The sequence below is a fragment of the Rufibacter sp. DG15C genome (assembly GCF_001577755.1).
Classification (GTDB): Bacteria; Bacteroidota; Bacteroidia; order Cytophagales; family Hymenobacteraceae; genus Nibribacter.
In genome coordinates this window covers 3012968-3030571 of the sequence record NZ_CP010776.1, presented here as the reverse complement: position 1 = coordinate 3030571, position 17604 = coordinate 3012968, and the positions used below count along the sequence as shown (strand labels likewise).

Genomic DNA, 17604 nt, shown 5'->3' with positions numbered 1-17604 from the left:
AGGCCTTACCCTTGATGGGGCGTAGGTTTGATTGCCGGAGGGTGTGTGCGGTAAGTGATTCAAGGTTAGCCAGCTTTGAAGGCATCCTAAACTAAATGTGACGAATCCCAGAGAAAATGTGACCAATGGGCAAATCCGGTATTTTCAGAAGGCCGTTACAGATTCATGCATCTTTTAAAGCTTCCTGCGTATATAGCCGTTAAGGTATATTTTCCGTTAAAGCCCTAGTTTCTGTCTGATTTCCGGAAAACAGGCCATAAATGGAATCTGGCAGGTAACTAGGTTCACTGGACATTCTGACTGGAAACTAGAGAACAGGGCCACGATTACATCCTTGGGTAATAGAGTGTCTAAAGCTAGCGTTCTATCCATGGTCAACCTTCATCAGGAATCTTAGTAAGTACACATGAACATGAACAGCAAAATCTATAAAGCACCCTTCCTTGGTACTACCCTTCCCCTGCTCTGCCTGGGGTTGGCGCTAATGACCACCGGATGCTTTGAAAAAAAGGGAGCCCGCGAAGAAACGGAGACCACCACTACAGAGGAAGCCTCCTCGCGTGACCAAAAGGAACCCTCCGCCACAACCCCTGAGCCAGCACCCGTAGCCAACACCAAAGTAGACGTAGACATTTACCTGGAGGTGTCCAACGGCATGAAAGGCTTTATGCCCCCTCCCGCCGCCGACAAGGAGCCCACCACGTTCCAGAACCGGTTGACCAAATTGATTTCTGAGGTGCAGGATGGCGTGCACGTAGATGACAAGCGCTTTTACTTGGCCAAACAAGACAATGCTGGCAGACCCGTACTGGATAGCGTTTCATACAACACTCTAAAACTGACCATTGTCAGCGGCATCAAAGACAACGTGTTGGGCACTCCCCTGCCAGACATGTTGCAGGCCGCCTTGTCCAACTCCACCAAACGTGGGGCCTTGAGCGTGGTGGTCTCTGACTTTATCCATGGCCCAGACCCTAACAACCCCGGCCAGTTTCTGTCTTTGGACGCCGACATCAGGAGCAGTCTAAAACAGGCTGAGCATCAGGATTTGGTAGTGGCGGTTTTGGCGGAGGCATCGCCGTTCTATGGCAACTATTACCCGGCTGTGAAAAAGCCGGCGGTTAAGCAGACACTATCCGGGCAGGAGATTCCGTTCTACATCTGGGTGATTGGCAAACAGGACGAGGTGCAGACGTTCACCAAAAAAGTATTGCGCAACCTGCCGGCCCAGCAAGCGTATTTCGGGTTTTCATATGCCAGCGTGCCGTATTCAGCCGTCCTTAAAGCCAATGCCTTCAAGCCCATGGGCGTGGTGTACTGCACCAGCCGAACCGCTGAAACGTGTACCACTATAAATCTAGCGCCAGAAAATAAAGAGCCGGTGGAGTTCACCATCGGGCTGGACTTGAGCAATTTACCGGCCACCATGCAGTCAGCGGACTACTTGAAGCAGAACCTAAAGCTGACTACCACCGGTGGCAAAGCGTCTATTGGCACCATCCTTGTAGCCAATGAAGATACCAAGTCCGCACCGGGCGTGTCTCAGTTTACCCATTTCGTGCGGGTAAAGGTGCCTCAGTTGACGGCCAACACCGGTTCCATCACGTTGAATTTACCACAAGCGGTACCGTCCTGGATAAGTCAATGGTCCACGGGCAATGACAACAATCCGGCGTCAGCGCCCAGAAAAACGTACCAGTTCAATAAGATTATAGACGGCGTGCAGGCGCTCTATAGAGATAAAAGTGAGTTTGTATTTAGTGCTACAATGAAGTTTAACAAAGAAACCAACTAAGGATGATTCAGAATTTCTTCTCCGGGCTGTATGAGCTTTTCTTGGGCCGGCCCATGCCAGCCAGTTTCACCAATGATTACCGCGAGGTGGTGTTCCCCAACACCGGTCTCATGCTGTTCATCATCACGCTGGTCATGGTAGTGCTCTATTATTATGTCTTGAACCGCGCATTGAGCACCGGTTTCTACAAGCCAAGACACTGGTACATTTTTTTGGCCATCAATGCCATCATTGCCTTCATCATCCCTATTTCTCAGGTGAGCGGCGCCGACATTGATACTCATTCTTACACCTACACGTTTGCCTTTGTAAACGCGGTGCTCAGCTTAATCCTGTTTTTCATTTTCTCCCTATTGCTTAAAAAGGGAAGTGTCCAGGCTTGGACTACTCCCATGAAATGGCCCCACACTAGATAATTATGGCAAAACTTTTTGTATTCGGAATTGGCGGAACGGGTTCCCGAGTGATTCGCTCGTTGGTGATGCTCATGGCCGCCGGTGTCAAAATCAAGAACTGTGACAAGATTGTGCCCATCATCATTGACCCAGACACGCAGAACGGGGACATGAATCGCACAGTAGAACTGCTTAAAACCTACAAGCACCTGCATGACCAGCTGGGCAAGCGCGAAGAGGGTTTTTTCCATACCAACATCAGCACGCTTTCCAGTATCTCCGGCGACGGTTCCTCTAAAGTAAGGGACTCATTTGTGTATGACTTTGGCGGCATCAACAAGCCGTTCAAAGACCACGTAGGCTACAACCAATTGGAAATTGACTCCCAGGCGCTGGTAGACTTATTGTTCACGCCAGAGAACCTCAACAACAGCCTGGATGTGGGCTTTAGAGGAAGCCCCAACGTGGGCAGTGTGGTCTTGAACGAGATTATTGAATCTCCTGAGATGCGCTTTTTCGCGTCTAATTTTCAGGCCGGCGACCGCATCTTCTTTGTGAGCTCCATCTTTGGCGGTACCGGCGCAGCTGGCTTCCCGCTGTTGCTGAAGAACTTCAAAGACCAGCACTCTACCTTGCCCAATGCGTCTAGTTTGAACTCGGCGTTGACAGGAGCCATGGTGGTGTTGCCGTACTTCACACTGGAGCAACCAGCCCCGGGCGTGGACGCTGACTTTATTGACTCCAACACCTTTACTACTAAGGCCAAGGACGCGCTTTCTTACTACCAGAACCACCTGACTGGGGTGAACGCCACCTATTACATGGGTGACACGCCAGACCGTCCGTTGGAGAACAACCCAGGCCGGGCTAGCCAGAAAAACGACGCTCACTTGGTAGAACTTTTGAGCGCGCTTTCCATCATTGACTTCATGGACTACTCAGACAATGAGTTGACGGGTAACTCGCATTACCATGAGTTTGGCTTGCGTGAAGACGTAGACAATGTACAGTTCTCGCATTTGGACACCGAGACCAGAGACCGTATTGCCAAGCAGTTGATTCGCTTCCATTACTTCGCCCGCTACTACGCCAACCACGTGCCGGACGACGCGCAAGCGGCCTACGCAAAGGGTGTTGACTTAGGAGGTGCCATGCGCAACGAGCCTATCTTCAAGGAGCTGAACAAGTTCCTGAACAGCCCAGACATTGGCTATGAGGCCTGGTTGAAAGAATTAAGCCGGATGGAGCGCACCTTCTCTGCCTTCCACCTTCATGAGACCGACTTCAACCGCATGGTATCTGACAAGCAGGTAGAGACTGGTTTCCTGAATAAAGGCATCTCGCAAGGCGCGTTTGTGAAAGAGTTAAACCGCGCCTCAGAATCCATCTCAGACCGCGAGGCCTTCAAAGCCACCATCAAAGCCTTTGAGATAGCTACTAATAATTTGGTAGAAGAGAAGCTTAAGTATTCTTGATAAAAGGGATTGGGATTAGTAGGGATTGTCCCCTTGAGGGGACTTTAGGGGTGTAATCGTTGGAGAGAACGTTTGCAATGTAAACACCCCTCTACGCTCCCCTCAAGGGGAGAATCACCTTATAAGAATCATCCCCCTACCCCCTTCAAAGGGGGACGAAGAAGTAGCAAATCTTCTTAGCAGAAGTAACAATTCTTCCTGATGGAAGAAATAAACAAAAGGAAAGAAATAGAGGCCATCCCCCAAATTCGTTTTTGGCCTCTTTTTCTGAAAACACCTTAAAAACAGATTGATTTATGCCGAAAGTACTTCGACTTCATAAGACCGGTTCTAACGTAGAAGGTTGGGCAAAAACTAGCCAGATTACCAGCACGGAGATAAAAGACATCACCGACGGTGCCGGTGGCAGAGCCCAGAAAATCACCGCCTCCATCCCTACGCCTTTCGCGCGCATGCACTTGTTTGAGACCGCCTTTGACTTTGTCAAGCAAGGCGTCTCCAGCACCCCCAACAGCATCTACCATAAGTTTGTGACCCACTTCTGGGACTTGTGGGAACTGCTCTACAATCACCAAAGCTACGCCCAGGGCGGTAACAAGATTGTTATTAGACGTTGGAACAAGCAACAGCAGTTGCATGCCATGCAGTCCAACCCTAACACGCAATTGTTGGGCAGAACGCTGGAGCTGTTCATGAACGACCCCAAGTTTAAAGGTGTGGATGATTTGTTCCTTTTTTATCTGGAATCTACGGATGGACGGGGTAACAAGCACATGCAGTTGTTGGGTGGTACTTCGCCGTTCACCTTCCTGTTTGTGTCTCCTAACGTGCAACCGCTTTCCATCAATAGAGCGCAGAATGTGGGTGTGTACTTTGACAACAACTTCGTGTCATTGAATGACCGCGAGCGTGATTTCAAAGAGTACGTACACAAGCTGTTCGTGTCTAACCCGGCGTACATCCAGGCCTTCCCGGCGGTGTACAATGCCTTGGATGAAGCGGTGTTAAAAAGCATCTCTATGTCTGGGGTGATGGGCCAGAATGCGGTCATCAATGACTATTTGCCCTTGGTGGATTTACAGCAGAACCCGGTGCACGTGGGCCACTTGAACTTCCTAGTGAAGAAAGACCAGACCGCGGTGACCAGCAGTGACTTGTTCCTGCGCCCTACCAACAATCTTTTCCAGGGAGACCGTCCTATCGTGCTTAAGCCAGACTTGCGTTTGGCCCCGCACGTGAAGTATGTAAACAACCTGGCTTGGCCGACCAACACGCAGGTGGGCTACTCAGATGAAAAAGAAATCCCTGCGCGCTCGTTGCCGGGCGTGGGTTTCAACTACCCGTACCTTACCATCAATGACCTCTTGCAAGAGACCATTGTGCAAGTGCCTTACGAGGTAAACACAGACCGTTTCTACAGCGGGACCGTCTTGTACCAGCCGGGTGTCACTGAGAAAGTCTTCAACTACCTGTTGCCTATCACCAGCACGTACTTTGATTACTTTACACCTGAGGATTTGGCCAATCACCTCACGTTCTATGTAGACGTGAACCATGTCCGTGTGACCTTGTCTATCCCGACAGAGCATGGCCCGGTGGTGTATGAGCGCAGTTACTATGACAACCCGCTCAACTCCAGAGACCCACACGGGCAGATTATTCCAGAGAAAGGCCACATCCTGAAATCACGCGTGGGCATAGGGGTGTTCCCGTTCTACAAGTTTGTGGACGCGCCTACTTACAATGACTTCTACAAAGTGATGCTGGTAGACGAGGACATTGACCCACTCTTGGTGAACAGAAACCATACATTGAACTTCTATGTAGGCGGACGCCAACTGGACGCCAGTGGAGGGTTCATGTCGGCTACGTCCCAAAGACGGACCAAGAAAAGCAACAGCAGTGCCGGTAGTACTTACTATGAAATAAGGGGCACGCACTTTGACTACGCTGAGCTGACGCACCAAGGCGTGGATGTGACGGGCAAGGCGCTGATTGTGCCTAAGTTCCAACAGATGCACCAAGGTATTCAGAGCTTTACCTTTGCCATTGACTTCGGGACGTCCAATACGCACATCGCCTACACCGCCGGTGCTAACCAGGCCCCGAAAGAGTTCTCCATCACGGCCAATGACTTACAGTTGGTGATGCTGAACAAGCCTTCAGAGGACGCGTCTTTGACAGATTACCAGCGTTTCCATAAGCGTGGCTTCGGGCGTTTATTTGCGGTGGAGACCTTGCTGAAGCGTGAGTTTATTCCGTTGATTATCGGCTCGGGTGGGTCGCTTTACTCTTTCCCTACCAGAACGGCTACCTGCGAGTCTATTGACTTTGAGAACCAAATTCCAAGCTTGTTCGGAAACATCAACATAGGCTTCTCCATCAACACCGAAGGCACGCACCAAGACCAATACAAGCAGAGCTACCATACTGACTTGAAGTGGAGTGAGACGCTGTCCAATACCGGCAAGCGCCGGATTGAAGCCTTCTTCACCGAAATTATGTTGCTCATCAAAAACAAAGTAGTCTTGAACCATGGCAACGTGGCCAACACCAAAGTGGTATGGTTTGCGCCGTTGAGCTTTGATGACTACTCGCGCAACATGTTCCAGAACGTATGGGACGGCGTGTACCAGACGGTGTTCAAAAACGGAAGAAACACGGCCTGCATCACAGAGTCTGTGGCACCGTTCTACTTCCTGTCCAGAACCGGTGTGGTAGTGCCTAGCCAAGATGAAAACCTGATTAACGTAGACATAGGCGGTGGTACTACAGACGTGCTGTTGTTCACCAACCGTAAGCCTTCGCACAGCGCATCCTTCCGGTTTGCTGGGAATGACCTGTGGGGCGATGGCTTCGCCTCTGTCAAGACCAGCAAAGACAACGGTTTGTTGCAATACGGTGTGTCCCATATCATGCAGATTCCTTTGTCTGAGGAAGGCAAGGAATACAAGAAGTTCCTGGAAACGGCTTTGGACAACCCAGACTTCGGGTCCGCGGACATTACCAGTTTGCTGTTTAGCTATGACCGTGAGTTAAATTACAGCTCTCAGTTGTTGCAGGCGCGTCAGCTTAGACTGATGTTCTATCTGCACTTCGGGGCCTTGATGTACCATTTGGCACAGCTTACCCAGTTGTTGGGCACGCAGGTTCCGCGTTACATCTGCTTCTCGGGTCAGGGTAGTTTGTACATCAAACTCTTGGCCGCGGGCACCAACTTCACCAACGTGGAGCGTTATGCTAAAACCATCTTCCAGAAAGTGACCGGCCAGGAAGCGCCTAGCAACTTCAAGCTGGTGTTGGTGGACAATCCTAAGCAAGTGACGGCCAACGGTGGGGCCATGGCCTTGGAAGGCGCCAACCTTTCTGACTTGACAGATATTCCAATCATGCGCCCAACAGGTGCCGTGGCTGGGGAAGATGCCATGAAGTCGGTGAATAAGAGCCAGATTTCGTCTACGCTCAGAACCGAGGTGTTGGACAACGTCATGAACTGCTTGACGCTTTTGTTGGACGATGCCGATGTGGCTCCTCTGATGCGCTCTATGGGCGTGGAGGTAGACCCGCACTGGGTGCTCAACTTCATGCGCAACAACATCCAGGACAGCTACACCATGGTCTTGGAAGAGACCCTGCGCGGACTTTCTGACCGTGAGCTCATCCCAGAGACCATGTTCTTTATGCCATTGAAGCAGTCACTGTACTTGCTATCTAAAGAACTGTACCACCAGCAGGTGGGTGCCATTGTATAAATTTAAAAAGACCGCCGGTGCTGGAGAAAAGCACCGGCGGTTTTAGTATCCTCTAACCATTAAAACATTTGGTATGACTATACCTCTCATCATAGCAATTGTGGCGGTTCTGCTAGCCGGCTTCACCTTCTTTAAAGTAAGCGGGCTCTTGCATAGAATCAGCTCACTAGAAAAGAAGAACCGCGAGTTGGAGTCTGGCCTGAAGGGACTGGAAAACAACTTCAAACGGAACAACCCAAGAAACCCACAGCAGGAAAGCCGTCCAGAGCGCGGAAACCAACCCAAACAACCTCAACAGGCCCAGCCTGCCAGAGGACAGCAACCGGCGCCAGAGCAGCGCCAGAAACAACAGCCTCAGCAAAACGCCAGACAACAGGCACCTCAGCCTCAACAGCCACCACAGGAGCGTCAGCCGAAGCAAGCTCAGCCACAGCCTCAACGGGCCCCGCAAGAACCCAGAGCCCGTCAGGAAGGTCAGGCTCCGCAACAACAGCCAAGACAGCCTAGAGAGCCACGTCAACCTCAGGAAGGACGACAGCCCCGCAACCCGCAACAAGGCCAGCAACCAGCCCAACCACTAGACGGTGACATGGGGCAACAGCCAGCCCGTGTGCAACAGCAACAACCGCAACAGCGCAGAAACGAACCTAGAAGAAGAGATGGCATGAACCCACAAGACCAGAACTCGTCCTCAGATGAGAACAGACCTATGCAGAACCCCATGGTGGGCGGTGGCATGGTTGGTGATGATTTGTTGAACGAATTGTCCCAGCCCCAGCAGGCACCGCAGGAGCCGGAGTCTCCTATCAGGTTTGCCATCATCCCGGAGGACGGCGTCATCAAAACGCACCAACTGCAAAAGCGCCCCGACTCTGACAGCTACCTGGAAATTGACACCCCGCAGGAAGGCAGTACCCAAACCCGGTACCGCTTTAACCTGGCCGGCAACCACGCCTTCGTCATCTCACAGGGCATGGACCGACTTGAGAACGCTTTCAACTTTGAGAAGCCTTCTAACCGTATGGTGACCAGAATTGTACAGCAAGGCGATGGTGTTTTGACCAGAACCGGCAGTGGCTGGAAGATTCAGGAAAAAGCCCGCATTGACTTTAGTTAAACAGCCTTTCTTTTACCCAATTTCTGCCATTTTGGAGTAGAAGAATTGAATCCGTTTTCAGGCTGTTTTCCAGGAAATAGCCCGAAAACGGATTCTTAGTTAAATCTGGCAATTTTTAGGTACATTCATTGGCTACATCAGAAGTTCTTTCCTGATGGCTAATTCTGAAATAAATGAGAATTATAACTGAGGCGATTAATACCGAACCTATGCATTCTGTCACAAAACAGGATGTCCTTACAGTTCTTAAGTATGTCCCTAAAGATTGGATTGGCCTTAAACATACTTTTCTTATTTCTGCCCAAAAATTTGATAGCTCTGGCTGGAATCGACCTGTGATTTTAAATCAAACTACCTTTAGAATCTTATCACGTGGCTTACCTAAGCAACAAGTAATAAAAGAACTATTGTTAGAGATAGCCATTAATCCTACTCAAACTTACCCAAAGAAACTTCACATTTTAGAAAAGGAACAAAGGCGTAAATTGGAAGAAGTAATTCAACCCTTTTATGAGAAGATTTTAGCTGAATTATAATTCATTCTATCTAGAGGACATTTTGTATTAATGAGAAGCAAACCTTGATTTCACGTTGAAGCCTTTTTTAAAACGGTCACTGTCAATTCGTTTTTGGCTTAGTTTTCAGAAAACAGCCTAAAAACGAAGCAAGAAAATCAAACAATCCCGCAATCTTCCTTCAGTGACACTACCCAAACCAACCTCCTTTCCATGGAAGTAATATTTATCTTAGAAGCCCTTTTGGTCCTGGTCATCATTGGCTACCAATGGCGCGTGTACATGGCTAACCGTCGCAAGATTGAGACCATAGAAGACCTTTTCCCAGATGAGTCAAGGCTGTCTGTTCAGCGTGCGCCCTTGGACGGCTCGGTGCCAGACAAAGTAGCCTCTATCTCACAGGAACAGCTCTGGGAGCAGTTGGTCTATGGCAAAGATTTTAGGGAAGGCTCGCCTAGCAGTCCGGTCATTAAGCGCATTGTGGCTGTTGATTCTGAGGAACTGCACATATCTGCGCAGGACGAAGCCAATCCTTTTTACACAGTTCCCATTGCGCAATTCAAGCAGTCCGTTCAGCAGGGAAACATCTTCTTAGAAGAGCATATTCAGGCCAACAAACTGGCTCAGAAACCTTTGGCTAAATCAACTGAAACCACCGAGCTAATTCACGCGCAAAACCCGTCCTCGGTTTTCCAGAAGATACTCAAAAGCACCAATGAGTATCTGCGCCTGAACAAAGGTGCCGCCGCTGATTTTACCATTCTCAAGGACGTAGCCGAGCGGTATTCAGATTCCTTGGACGAAGAAGTGCAATCCACCATTTCCACGCCCTTGTATGTCGGTTTACTAGGTACTTTCTCTGGGGTCATCATCGGTCTTTCCAGCTTGGTGTACACCGGGTTAAGAAGCGCCACAGCAGACGAAGGCTCATTTATCACGGACCAAAATATTCCTTCTTTCCTGTTTGGGGTGCTCATTGCCATGGCCGGCAGTTTCTGCGGTTTGCTTTTGACCATGATGGGCAACAACGCCCTTAAGAACGCCCGAAGCCTGCGGGACAGAAACAAAAACGAATACTACACCTTCCTGCAAACGCACCTGTTGCCAAAGTTGAACAGTGACATGGCCGCCAGTCTGGGTAACCTGAAATCCGTGCTGGACTCGTTCAACAAAGACTTTCTGGACAAGATTCTGGGTTTCCGGCCCATCGTGGAAACGCTCACGGATAACATCAGCACCCAGAAGGAATTCATTCAGCGACTAGACGAGATTGGCTTCACGCAGATGGCCAACGCCAACCTGCAGGTATTTGACAAAATCAAGGAAAGCGAACGCCTGTTCATGAACTTCCTGCAGTACCAGGAGGCGTTGAATGAATCGGTGCGCAAGGGCGGAGAATTGACGCAGAACATCTCACAGGTGCTAGGTAGATTAACTTCTCTGCAAGAAGGTTTTGATAGATTACCGGGCTACTTGAAACAGCATGATGAATCCATTAGACGGCAAGTGAATTTCTTCTCAAAGCATGAGGAGGAACTGGACAACATTGCCAACCGCACCGAACAGTATTTCGATAAAGCGTCATTGCGTTTGACAGACCTGATGCAGGCCCGCTTACAACACCAGGAGCGCGATGCCCAGAACGCCTATGAGAAGTGGCAGGAGCATTTCAGGCGTCTGAACGAGGACAACCTGTACCAGCGCATTTTGGAGTACATGCAACCGTTCAAGAACCTCAACAGCCAGCAGGACACGCTCAATAAACAACAGGCAGAACTGGCCCAGGAAATCAAGCAAACCAATGACGCTCTGTTGCGCAAACTGGAAACCGACACGCAGGTCCAGCAGGCTCTATTGCAACAATTGGCCGTCTTGAATGACAACGTAGAGCGTACCCTGGAGCCGGGACCGATAAAGGCCGCCATGGGCAAAATCTTCGGGAAGGGACAGATAAACAGACGCCGGCCGTAACCTACCATGAACAAGGAAAACAAAGACTTTTTCTGGCCCAGCTACGTGGACCTCATGACGGTGCTCTTCCTCATCATGCTGGTCTTGTTTGTGCTCAGTTTCAAGATGTTCACTGATAAGGATTCTGAGAACCGACGCAACATTGCCCAGCTCAAAGTAGAGGTGCAGGAAAAGCGCAAGCTAGACGAAATCAAGGAAGCCCTCTCCCGTTTGGATAGCCGCTACTTTCAGTACAACGAGCGCTACAAACGGCATGAGCTGTTGGTGGACGTGTTGTTTGCCCAGAGCAGTGCCACGATTCCGCAACGGTCCTTGATGCCTTTGCGCCGTGCTGGCGAAGAACTCAGCAGTGTGTTAAACTCTGTACAAGGCGCTGATGTGAAATACTTGATTGTGATTGACGGCCGCGCCGCCTCCTTTCCTCAGGGTGACCCCAGAAACGCTACCCAAAGGGAATATGCCTTGGAACTGAGCTATAAACGCGCTCTGGCACTCCTCCAATTCTGGCGTAGCGCGGGCATCCGTTTCCCCAAAGACCGCATCGAACTCATCGCCTCGGGCAGTGGCTTTGAAGGCGCCGGCCGGACTGGTGATGTACGGGACAGACGCTTCGTGATTCAGATTCTTCCGAAGGTGGGGACGTTGACGACCACATCTGTATCAAAATAGCTTTAATATTTAATATACTTCTTGCCAACTCTCATTACTTACCTTTGTTTGACCTTTATACTTTATTAAATGAAAAAAGCATATCTATCTCTTTTCTTGGCTCTGTTCATATTTACTTTCAGCTTAAGTTCAACCGCCCAAGAACTTACTTCGAGCATGCCGACTCAAGATTCAACTAAGGTTTATTCAAAAGAAGAAGTAGACGCACAAGCATTCTTTGCGCCCAAAAAGAACTCCAAAAACGATTTATATAATTTAATGCGTTTTATCAGCAAGGAATATAGGTTTCCTGGTGCGGCTATAAGATATGGCTTGTCAGGAGACGTACTTTTATTATTCACTGTAGATAAACAAGGAAATCTTACTGACTTCAAAGTAGACAAACCAATGTACCCAGAAATTGAAGCGGAGCTAATAAGAGTTGTTCAACTTACTAGCGGCCAATGGAAGCCTGCAATGAAAGATGACAAGGTGGTTAACTCGATGTTTACACTCCCATGGAAATTTTCTGTAAGATAAAATCCTTATTAATTTAGGATTCTCTGTTCCACAACGCTTTAAGCTACTTTAAATAATTATTCTGCACACAAAAAAGCGTCCCTCTATTTTTAGCCTGTTTTCTAGAAACCAAGCCAAAAATGAAGGACGCCTTTCCCATTAAACCAAATGATGTCTATGTTCTGTTCAGCTCGTCTGGGCTGGTGGTTTTGCGTTGCTCTACCTTCTGTCCTTTGCTGAATTTGTAGCGAAGCGTCACGCCCAACGTGCGCTGGTAGAGGTACTGGTCAAAGTTGTTGATGTTCTGGCCAATGGTAGTGTCAAAGCGTAAGCGGTAGCTTCTGAAGATATCGTTCACGTTCACGCTCAGGTCCAGTTTCTTGTCCAGGAAGCTTTTCTTAAGACCAGCGTGCACCCACCACATGGCACCTACCTTGTACAGACCTGAGACTCCTGGTCCACGGCCTGCGGCGTTCACTTCCAGCTGAATGCCCATGGGTAGCAGAATGTTGTGGCTTGACTGGAGCATGTACAAAAACTGAGAGTTGACCACACGCTGGTTGTTGTTATCAGAGTTCAGCTGACCATCTGTGTTGGTCAAGAACGTGTACTCATTATAGGACAGCGTGAGCGTGTTGTTGGTGTCCCAGTTCTTCATGATTTTAATGGGCGTGATGGCCGTCATGCTCACGTTCTGTAAATCATCCACGTTGCCGGTGGTATAAATGGTGGTCGCGTTCTCAACGTCCAGATACGGCAACTCAGACATCACGTCCTTCACGTACTGGTAGTTGAGCGTCAAGATGTAGTCTTTCCTGAACGTCTGCGTAATGCCCACGGCGTGGGTGTATTGCGGGCGCAGTTGCGGGTTACCCGTGGTGTAGGTGAATGGGTCACGGTAGCTGATGAACGGGTTCAGGTTGCCATAATTGGGGCGCTGAATACGGCGGCTATAGTTGTAGCCAATCTGATAGTTCTCGCTTACCTTTTGCTGCACAAACAAGGTGGGGAACAGGTTAAAGTAGCTTCTTTCATTTACCTGGTTCATGGTAGGAGACTCACCGGTAGACTCGGTCTTCTCACCTCGTAAACCCGCCTGCACCTGAAACTTTTCGCCAAACTTGTTACTGTAGGTCACATACCCCGCGTAGATGTTTTCGTCATAGATAAAATGGTTGGTTCTGTTAGGGTCCAAGACCAGTCCGGTGTTGTTGAAGTAAAACCGTGAGTCATTGTCAGATACCACGCGGCTGGCTTTAGCGCCTAACTCAAACTTGCTTATTTTATTCAAAGGCTTGACAAAGTCAATCTTCCCGGAGTAGATGTCAAAGCCGTTGTCGGTGTCGGTGTACAGGAAATCCTGGGTAGTAGGGCGGCTTGCTTCGGATAGGTCAGTGTAGTAATTGTAAAAGTTGGAGTGGCCGGCGTTGGAGATTTTCACGAAGTCAAAATCAGCTGAGAGCGTAGTGCCCACCGTGTCTAGCTTTCCTTGGTAGTGGACATTGTTGGTAAAGCTCCTGAACCGGTTGGTCAAGAAGTTATTGGCGTTGATGAACGTCTCAGGGTTCTGCCGGTTATCTCCCATATAAGAGTCGGTGATAAAATCCACCCACACCGTGTTCTGGTTGAAGGCGGTCAAAGCGCCCACGCTGTGCTTGTCATTGATGCTGTAGTCGGTACCAATCCGGAAGGTGGGCGGACCCTGGTTTTTGTGCTGACCGTTGGCCGTCTGGTCAAAGTAGATTTTACCGCCCTCGGCGTCATAGACGCGCTCAAACGTCCCTTCGCGGTTGCCTATGCGCTGCATCTGGTCAATGCTGGCAAAGGAGTTCCACTTGCCGGTCTTAAAGTTGATGTTGCCGCCCGTAGAGTAGCCGTGCTGTTTAAAGTTGGTGTTGTAGGTGCCGTACACGCTCCCGTTCAGGCCCTGTATCTCGTTCTTCTTCAGGTTGATGTTGAGAATACCCGCCGTGCCCTCGGCGTCAAACTTAGAGGTGGGGTTGGCGATGATTTCAATGTTCTTGATGTTCTCCGCCGACATTCCCTCTAGCACGGTCCGCAAATCAGAAGGCGATAAGTACGTCAGTTTACCATCCATCATCACGGTCACCCCGCCCCTACCATTCAACTGAATGTTACCGTCCTGGTCCACAAACACCCCCGGCGACTTGGCCAGTACGTCATAGGCGGTTCTACCCGCGGCCAGCGCCGTACCTTCAATGCTCACCACAATCTTGTCGGCCTCCTGCGTGATGGTAGGACGCAACGCCTCTACCTTCACCTCTTTCAATTGCTTGGCTGAGGACGCCAGTCGCACGTTGTTCACCGTCACCTGGGGCTTGTCTGGTGTAATGCTCACGCTGGGGTAAGTCTTGGTTTGATAGCCAATAAAACTGAAGGCCAAGGAATAGTCACCCACCGGCAAACCGTTGAAGGTGTACCTACCTTTCTCATCGGTGATGGTACCGCCCACCGACTGGGTGGTGCCCTTCTTGAGCAGGGCCACGGTGACAAACTCTAGGGGAGCCTGGGTGAGGGAATCTGTGAGCGTACCGGAGATTTTCCCGGGACCATTCTCAGCAGATGCGGCGGGCGCCTGGGTGGTGCCTTGAGCCTGTGCTTGCCCCAAACAGAAAAGGCAAAAGCATAGCAGGCCCAGCAAAATGCGGGCTCTTTTTTTCATTGTAAAAGTGTTTGAAGTGTAGAGTTTAGGTTAGTTTGAAAGTATACTATAAAGACTTTTCAAAATCATGATGGTTGCACGGATAGTCCCAACCTTTCAAAGAAATATTGCAAATTTTTTTGGTGGCTTTGTCTCCAGCGCAGTGTTGTAAGAAAACTGGCACATTTAATTTGGCTCGGCTGGGAAAGTGGGAGGGTCTGTAGGATTCTCAAACGGCAAAACACAGCCTCCGGCAGGAAGGGATGGGTGGTGGAGATTGGGTTCCATAGAATCCGTTTTTGGCCTGATTCCTAGGAATCAGGCCAAAAACGGATAGTTATTCTGGATAGGTAAAGGCTATTCTGAGCGGTCTCTGTTGGCTCTTCTATAGCCCATTATTTTCACGTTGATGTACTCGTCCAAAGACTTCAGGTTGTAGCCGTCTTTGCGGGCCTCCTTGATGAAGTCACCGGTCACGCCGTGAATCTTGGCTTCCACGGCTTTGTCAATGCTCAGGTTCTTGAAACCCTCTTTCTCAAGGCCCTGTAAGAAGTCTCCGTTCACGCCGTGTATCTTGGCATTGATGACTTGGTTAATGGACAGATTTTTAAAACCATAGCTGTTCAAGGCTTTGATGGTTGCAGAGTTGACGCCGTGAATCTTGGCTTCGGTGATTTTGCTCAAGGTGAGGTTGCTGTAGCCGGCGTTGCTTAAATCTTTGATGTAATCTGCCGTCACACCGTGAATCCGCATTTCAATGGCTTTGTCCAGAGTCAGGTCTGCCCCGCCAATGGCTTTCAACTCCTTAATCCGCTCGGTCGTCACGCCGTGGATTTTCGCGCTGATGACTTTGTCCAGAGACAGATTCGTATAGCCGGCCTGTTTCAACCCTTCCACATACTGGCTGGACACGCCATGGATTTTGGCCTCCATCATCTTTCTTAAAGGCACGTCTTTGTAGCCCAGCGCCTGCAGCTCTTTCACGTAATTCTCAGAGATGCCATGGATTCTGGCCTCAATCACCTCAGAGATGGATGGCTTGGAGTTGTTGTGCTTCTGGAACAGCGTCACAAACTGCTTGAACTGGTCCATGGTCACGCCATGGATGGCCAGCTCCTCTAGTTTCCGGCCGCTCACCTCGCCGTAGTTGGATTTCAGGTAGCCCACGTAGTCTTTGCTCACATCCCCCAGGAACAGGAAGAACAACAGGTTCTGGTTGGTGTCCTTGGTGTTGATGTCCTGCTTGTTGAGGTAGCTCACAAAAGAGTTGTTGGGCGTGAAGGTGTATTTGCCCTGGCTCACCTCTTCGTCCAGCTTGCCGTTGAACTGCTGGGTGCCGGCCTCTCTGGTCATGATAAATACATCGGCACCAGTTTTCTTAATCAGGCTTTTGTCAAAGCAGCGGGACATGTTCCAGGTAGAGGTAGACTTGTTGCCCTTCAGCTCCACACAGTACTCTTTGGCTGTGGTGTGGCCGTACCAGTAGCCCTCAGACATGTCCACTGAGCCGCCGGTGTTGTTGATGGAGAAATTGTTGTTGCGGCGGCTGGGCTCCTGTTGCTGCGCTGCTTTGGTTTTGGCAGCAGACTTCGGCGTGGTTTGCACTGCGTTTGGCGCAACCGAAGCGGCTTGCGGTGCGGGTTTAGGGGCAGGCACCACTGGCACGCTCTCTTTCTTGGCGGCCGGTGTTTCTGGGAGTATCTCCTGCACGGTCAAGGTTGGCAGCGGCATGGTGTGGCTGGTGGCGGGCTCATTCAAGACCAACAGCGTCCCGAAGAACAGCGGGGCCAGGAAGGCGTACTTCCAGAAGGCGTGCGGGGTGGATTTCTTAGCGTTCATCATACAAATTCGTTGCTTTAACAGGGACTGGTTATAGTTGGTGGTAATGCTCAGGGGTTTCTGGGGGCAGGCAATCTGCAGGAGGCTCATCTGGTAGCTGTCGGGGCTCACTTGCTCCTGGCCCAGCAGGATGGCGTCTGTCTGGTACTCAATGTTCTTCTCCACTTCGCGCTTATAGAGCCAGGCCAGCGGGTTGAACCACAGGACCACCACGGCCAGTTCGGCGAGCAGCAAGTCCAGGGTGTGACCCAAACGCACGTGGATTTTCTCATGCGCTATGATTTGCTCATAGGTGTCAAAATCATAAGAGTCTGGGTGGATGAAGATGTATTTAAAGAAAGAGCAGGGCGCCTGCGGTTTAGCGGTATTGATGATGACGTAATCGCCGTCCTCCACCTTGTCATGGCTTCGGTAGACCTTCCAGAGGGTGGCCACCAGTTGGAACAGCAGGTTGAGGCAGAAAATGGCCACGCCGAACACATAGAACATAGCCAGCCAGAATCCCCAGCTTCTACCCTCCAGCACCGACGTTTCCGCTGCTGCAGAGGCTTTCTCCGTCTCTGCCACCATGGAAGAACCCGAACTAGCAGGCTCCTGCGCCGTCACGCTTTGGGAAGCCACAGAGGCAGCGGGCTCCACTGTCTGGACCCGAAGCCTTTCTACTGACGTACTGGCCACGCCAGGCGTGGTTTCCGTCACGGTTTCCTTCTCCTGGAACAGAGAGGAGACAACGCCCTGGTTTTTGACCAGCTGGGGCATGTTCACAAACGGAAACGCAAAGGCCAGTACCAGGCAGCACAGCAGGTAGAACCGGTTGGTGGCAAAGAAGCTTTCCTGTTGCAAGACCAGCTTGTAAAACAGAAAGCCCACGGCCATCACCAAGGAAACTTTCAACAGATATTCCATCATGGCGCAA

11 protein-coding genes are annotated in these 17604 nt (G+C 50.2%); 9 read left to right on the top strand and 2 right to left on the bottom strand.

The features are described 5' to 3' along the window. The first annotated feature begins 412 nt into the window (after positions 1 to 412). From TH61_RS12915 to TH61_RS12875, 9 genes are all read left to right on the top strand, one after another. Complete coding sequence (locus tag TH61_RS12915; RefSeq protein WP_066510053.1) at positions 413 to 1795, top strand: hypothetical protein; 1383 nt, start codon at positions 413 to 415, stop codon at positions 1793 to 1795. Positions 1796 to 1797: 2 nt separating this feature from the next. Beyond that, the gene (locus tag TH61_RS12910) at positions 1798 to 2211 is read left to right on the top strand and encodes a hypothetical protein (protein ID WP_066510050.1); all 414 of its coding nucleotides are present in this window, start codon (positions 1798 to 1800) and stop codon (positions 2209 to 2211) included. A 2-nt stretch (positions 2212 to 2213) separates the two neighbouring features. Continuing rightward, positions 2214 to 3665 (top strand): hypothetical protein, encoded by a 1452-nt coding sequence (locus tag TH61_RS12905; RefSeq protein ID WP_066510048.1) that lies wholly within the window; start codon positions 2214 to 2216, stop codon positions 3663 to 3665. 296 nt (positions 3666 to 3961) lie between these two features. After that, positions 3962 to 7417 (top strand): hypothetical protein, encoded by a 3456-nt coding sequence (locus TH61_RS12900; RefSeq protein WP_066510046.1) that lies wholly within the window; start codon positions 3962 to 3964, stop codon positions 7415 to 7417. A 73-nt stretch (positions 7418 to 7490) separates the two neighbouring features. Beyond that, positions 7491 to 8534 carry a hypothetical protein gene (locus TH61_RS12895; RefSeq protein ID WP_066510043.1) on the top strand — a complete coding sequence of 348 codons (1044 nt, stop codon included), beginning with the start codon at positions 7491 to 7493 and terminating at the stop codon, positions 8532 to 8534. Positions 8535 to 8707: 173 nt separating this feature from the next. Beyond that, on the top strand, positions 8708 to 9070 hold the full coding sequence (locus TH61_RS12890) for a hypothetical protein (RefSeq protein ID WP_066510041.1): 363 nt from the start codon (positions 8708 to 8710) through the stop codon (positions 9068 to 9070). A gap of 192 nt (positions 9071 to 9262) precedes the next feature. Further along, positions 9263 to 11020 carry a hypothetical protein gene (locus TH61_RS12885; protein WP_066510038.1) on the top strand — a complete coding sequence of 586 codons (1758 nt, stop codon included), beginning with the start codon at positions 9263 to 9265 and terminating at the stop codon, positions 11018 to 11020. A gap of 6 nt (positions 11021 to 11026) precedes the next feature. Further along, positions 11027 to 11689, top strand: a complete 663-nt coding sequence (locus TH61_RS12880) for a hypothetical protein (protein ID WP_066510034.1) — start codon at positions 11027 to 11029, stop codon at positions 11687 to 11689. 69 nt (positions 11690 to 11758) lie between these two features. Further along, positions 11759 to 12208 (top strand): energy transducer TonB, encoded by a 450-nt coding sequence (locus tag TH61_RS12875; RefSeq protein ID WP_082780373.1) that lies wholly within the window; start codon positions 11759 to 11761, stop codon positions 12206 to 12208. Positions 12209 to 12362: 154 nt separating this feature from the next. On the opposite strand, the gene TH61_RS12870 is transcribed toward TH61_RS12875, so the two are convergent. Both TH61_RS12870 and TH61_RS12865 read right to left on the bottom strand, forming a co-directional pair. Continuing rightward, positions 12363 to 14870, bottom strand: coding sequence for an outer membrane beta-barrel protein (locus TH61_RS12870; protein WP_066510029.1), 2508 nt, complete (start codon positions 14868 to 14870; stop codon positions 12363 to 12365). Positions 14871 to 15206: 336 nt separating this feature from the next. Continuing rightward, positions 15207 to 17597 (bottom strand): M56 family metallopeptidase, encoded by a 2391-nt coding sequence (locus TH61_RS12865; protein ID WP_066510026.1) that lies wholly within the window; start codon positions 17595 to 17597, stop codon positions 15207 to 15209. Between the last annotated feature and the right edge of the window lie 7 nt (positions 17598 to 17604).

Coding starts and splice junctions, on each gene's coding strand:
- TH61_RS12915 (WP_066510053.1), top strand. CDS start 413: ATGAACAGCAAAATCTATAAAGCACCCTTCCTTGGTACTACCCTTCCC.
- TH61_RS12910 (WP_066510050.1), top strand. CDS start 1,798: ATGATTCAGAATTTCTTCTCCGGGCTGTATGAGCTTTTCTTGGGCCGG.
- TH61_RS12905 (WP_066510048.1), top strand. CDS start 2,214: ATGGCAAAACTTTTTGTATTCGGAATTGGCGGAACGGGTTCCCGAGTG.
- TH61_RS12900 (WP_066510046.1), top strand. CDS start 3,962: ATGCCGAAAGTACTTCGACTTCATAAGACCGGTTCTAACGTAGAAGGT.
- TH61_RS12895 (WP_066510043.1), top strand. CDS start 7,491: ATGACTATACCTCTCATCATAGCAATTGTGGCGGTTCTGCTAGCCGGC.
- TH61_RS12890 (WP_066510041.1), top strand. CDS start 8,708: ATGAGAATTATAACTGAGGCGATTAATACCGAACCTATGCATTCTGTC.
- TH61_RS12885 (WP_066510038.1), top strand. CDS start 9,263: ATGGAAGTAATATTTATCTTAGAAGCCCTTTTGGTCCTGGTCATCATT.
- TH61_RS12880 (WP_066510034.1), top strand. CDS start 11,027: ATGAACAAGGAAAACAAAGACTTTTTCTGGCCCAGCTACGTGGACCTC.
- TH61_RS12875 (WP_082780373.1), top strand. CDS start 11,759: ATGAAAAAAGCATATCTATCTCTTTTCTTGGCTCTGTTCATATTTACT.
- TH61_RS12870 (WP_066510029.1), bottom strand. CDS start 14,870: ATGAAAAAAAGAGCCCGCATTTTGCTGGGCCTGCTATGCTTTTGCCTT.
- TH61_RS12865 (WP_066510026.1), bottom strand. CDS start 17,597: ATGATGGAATATCTGTTGAAAGTTTCCTTGGTGATGGCCGTGGGCTTT.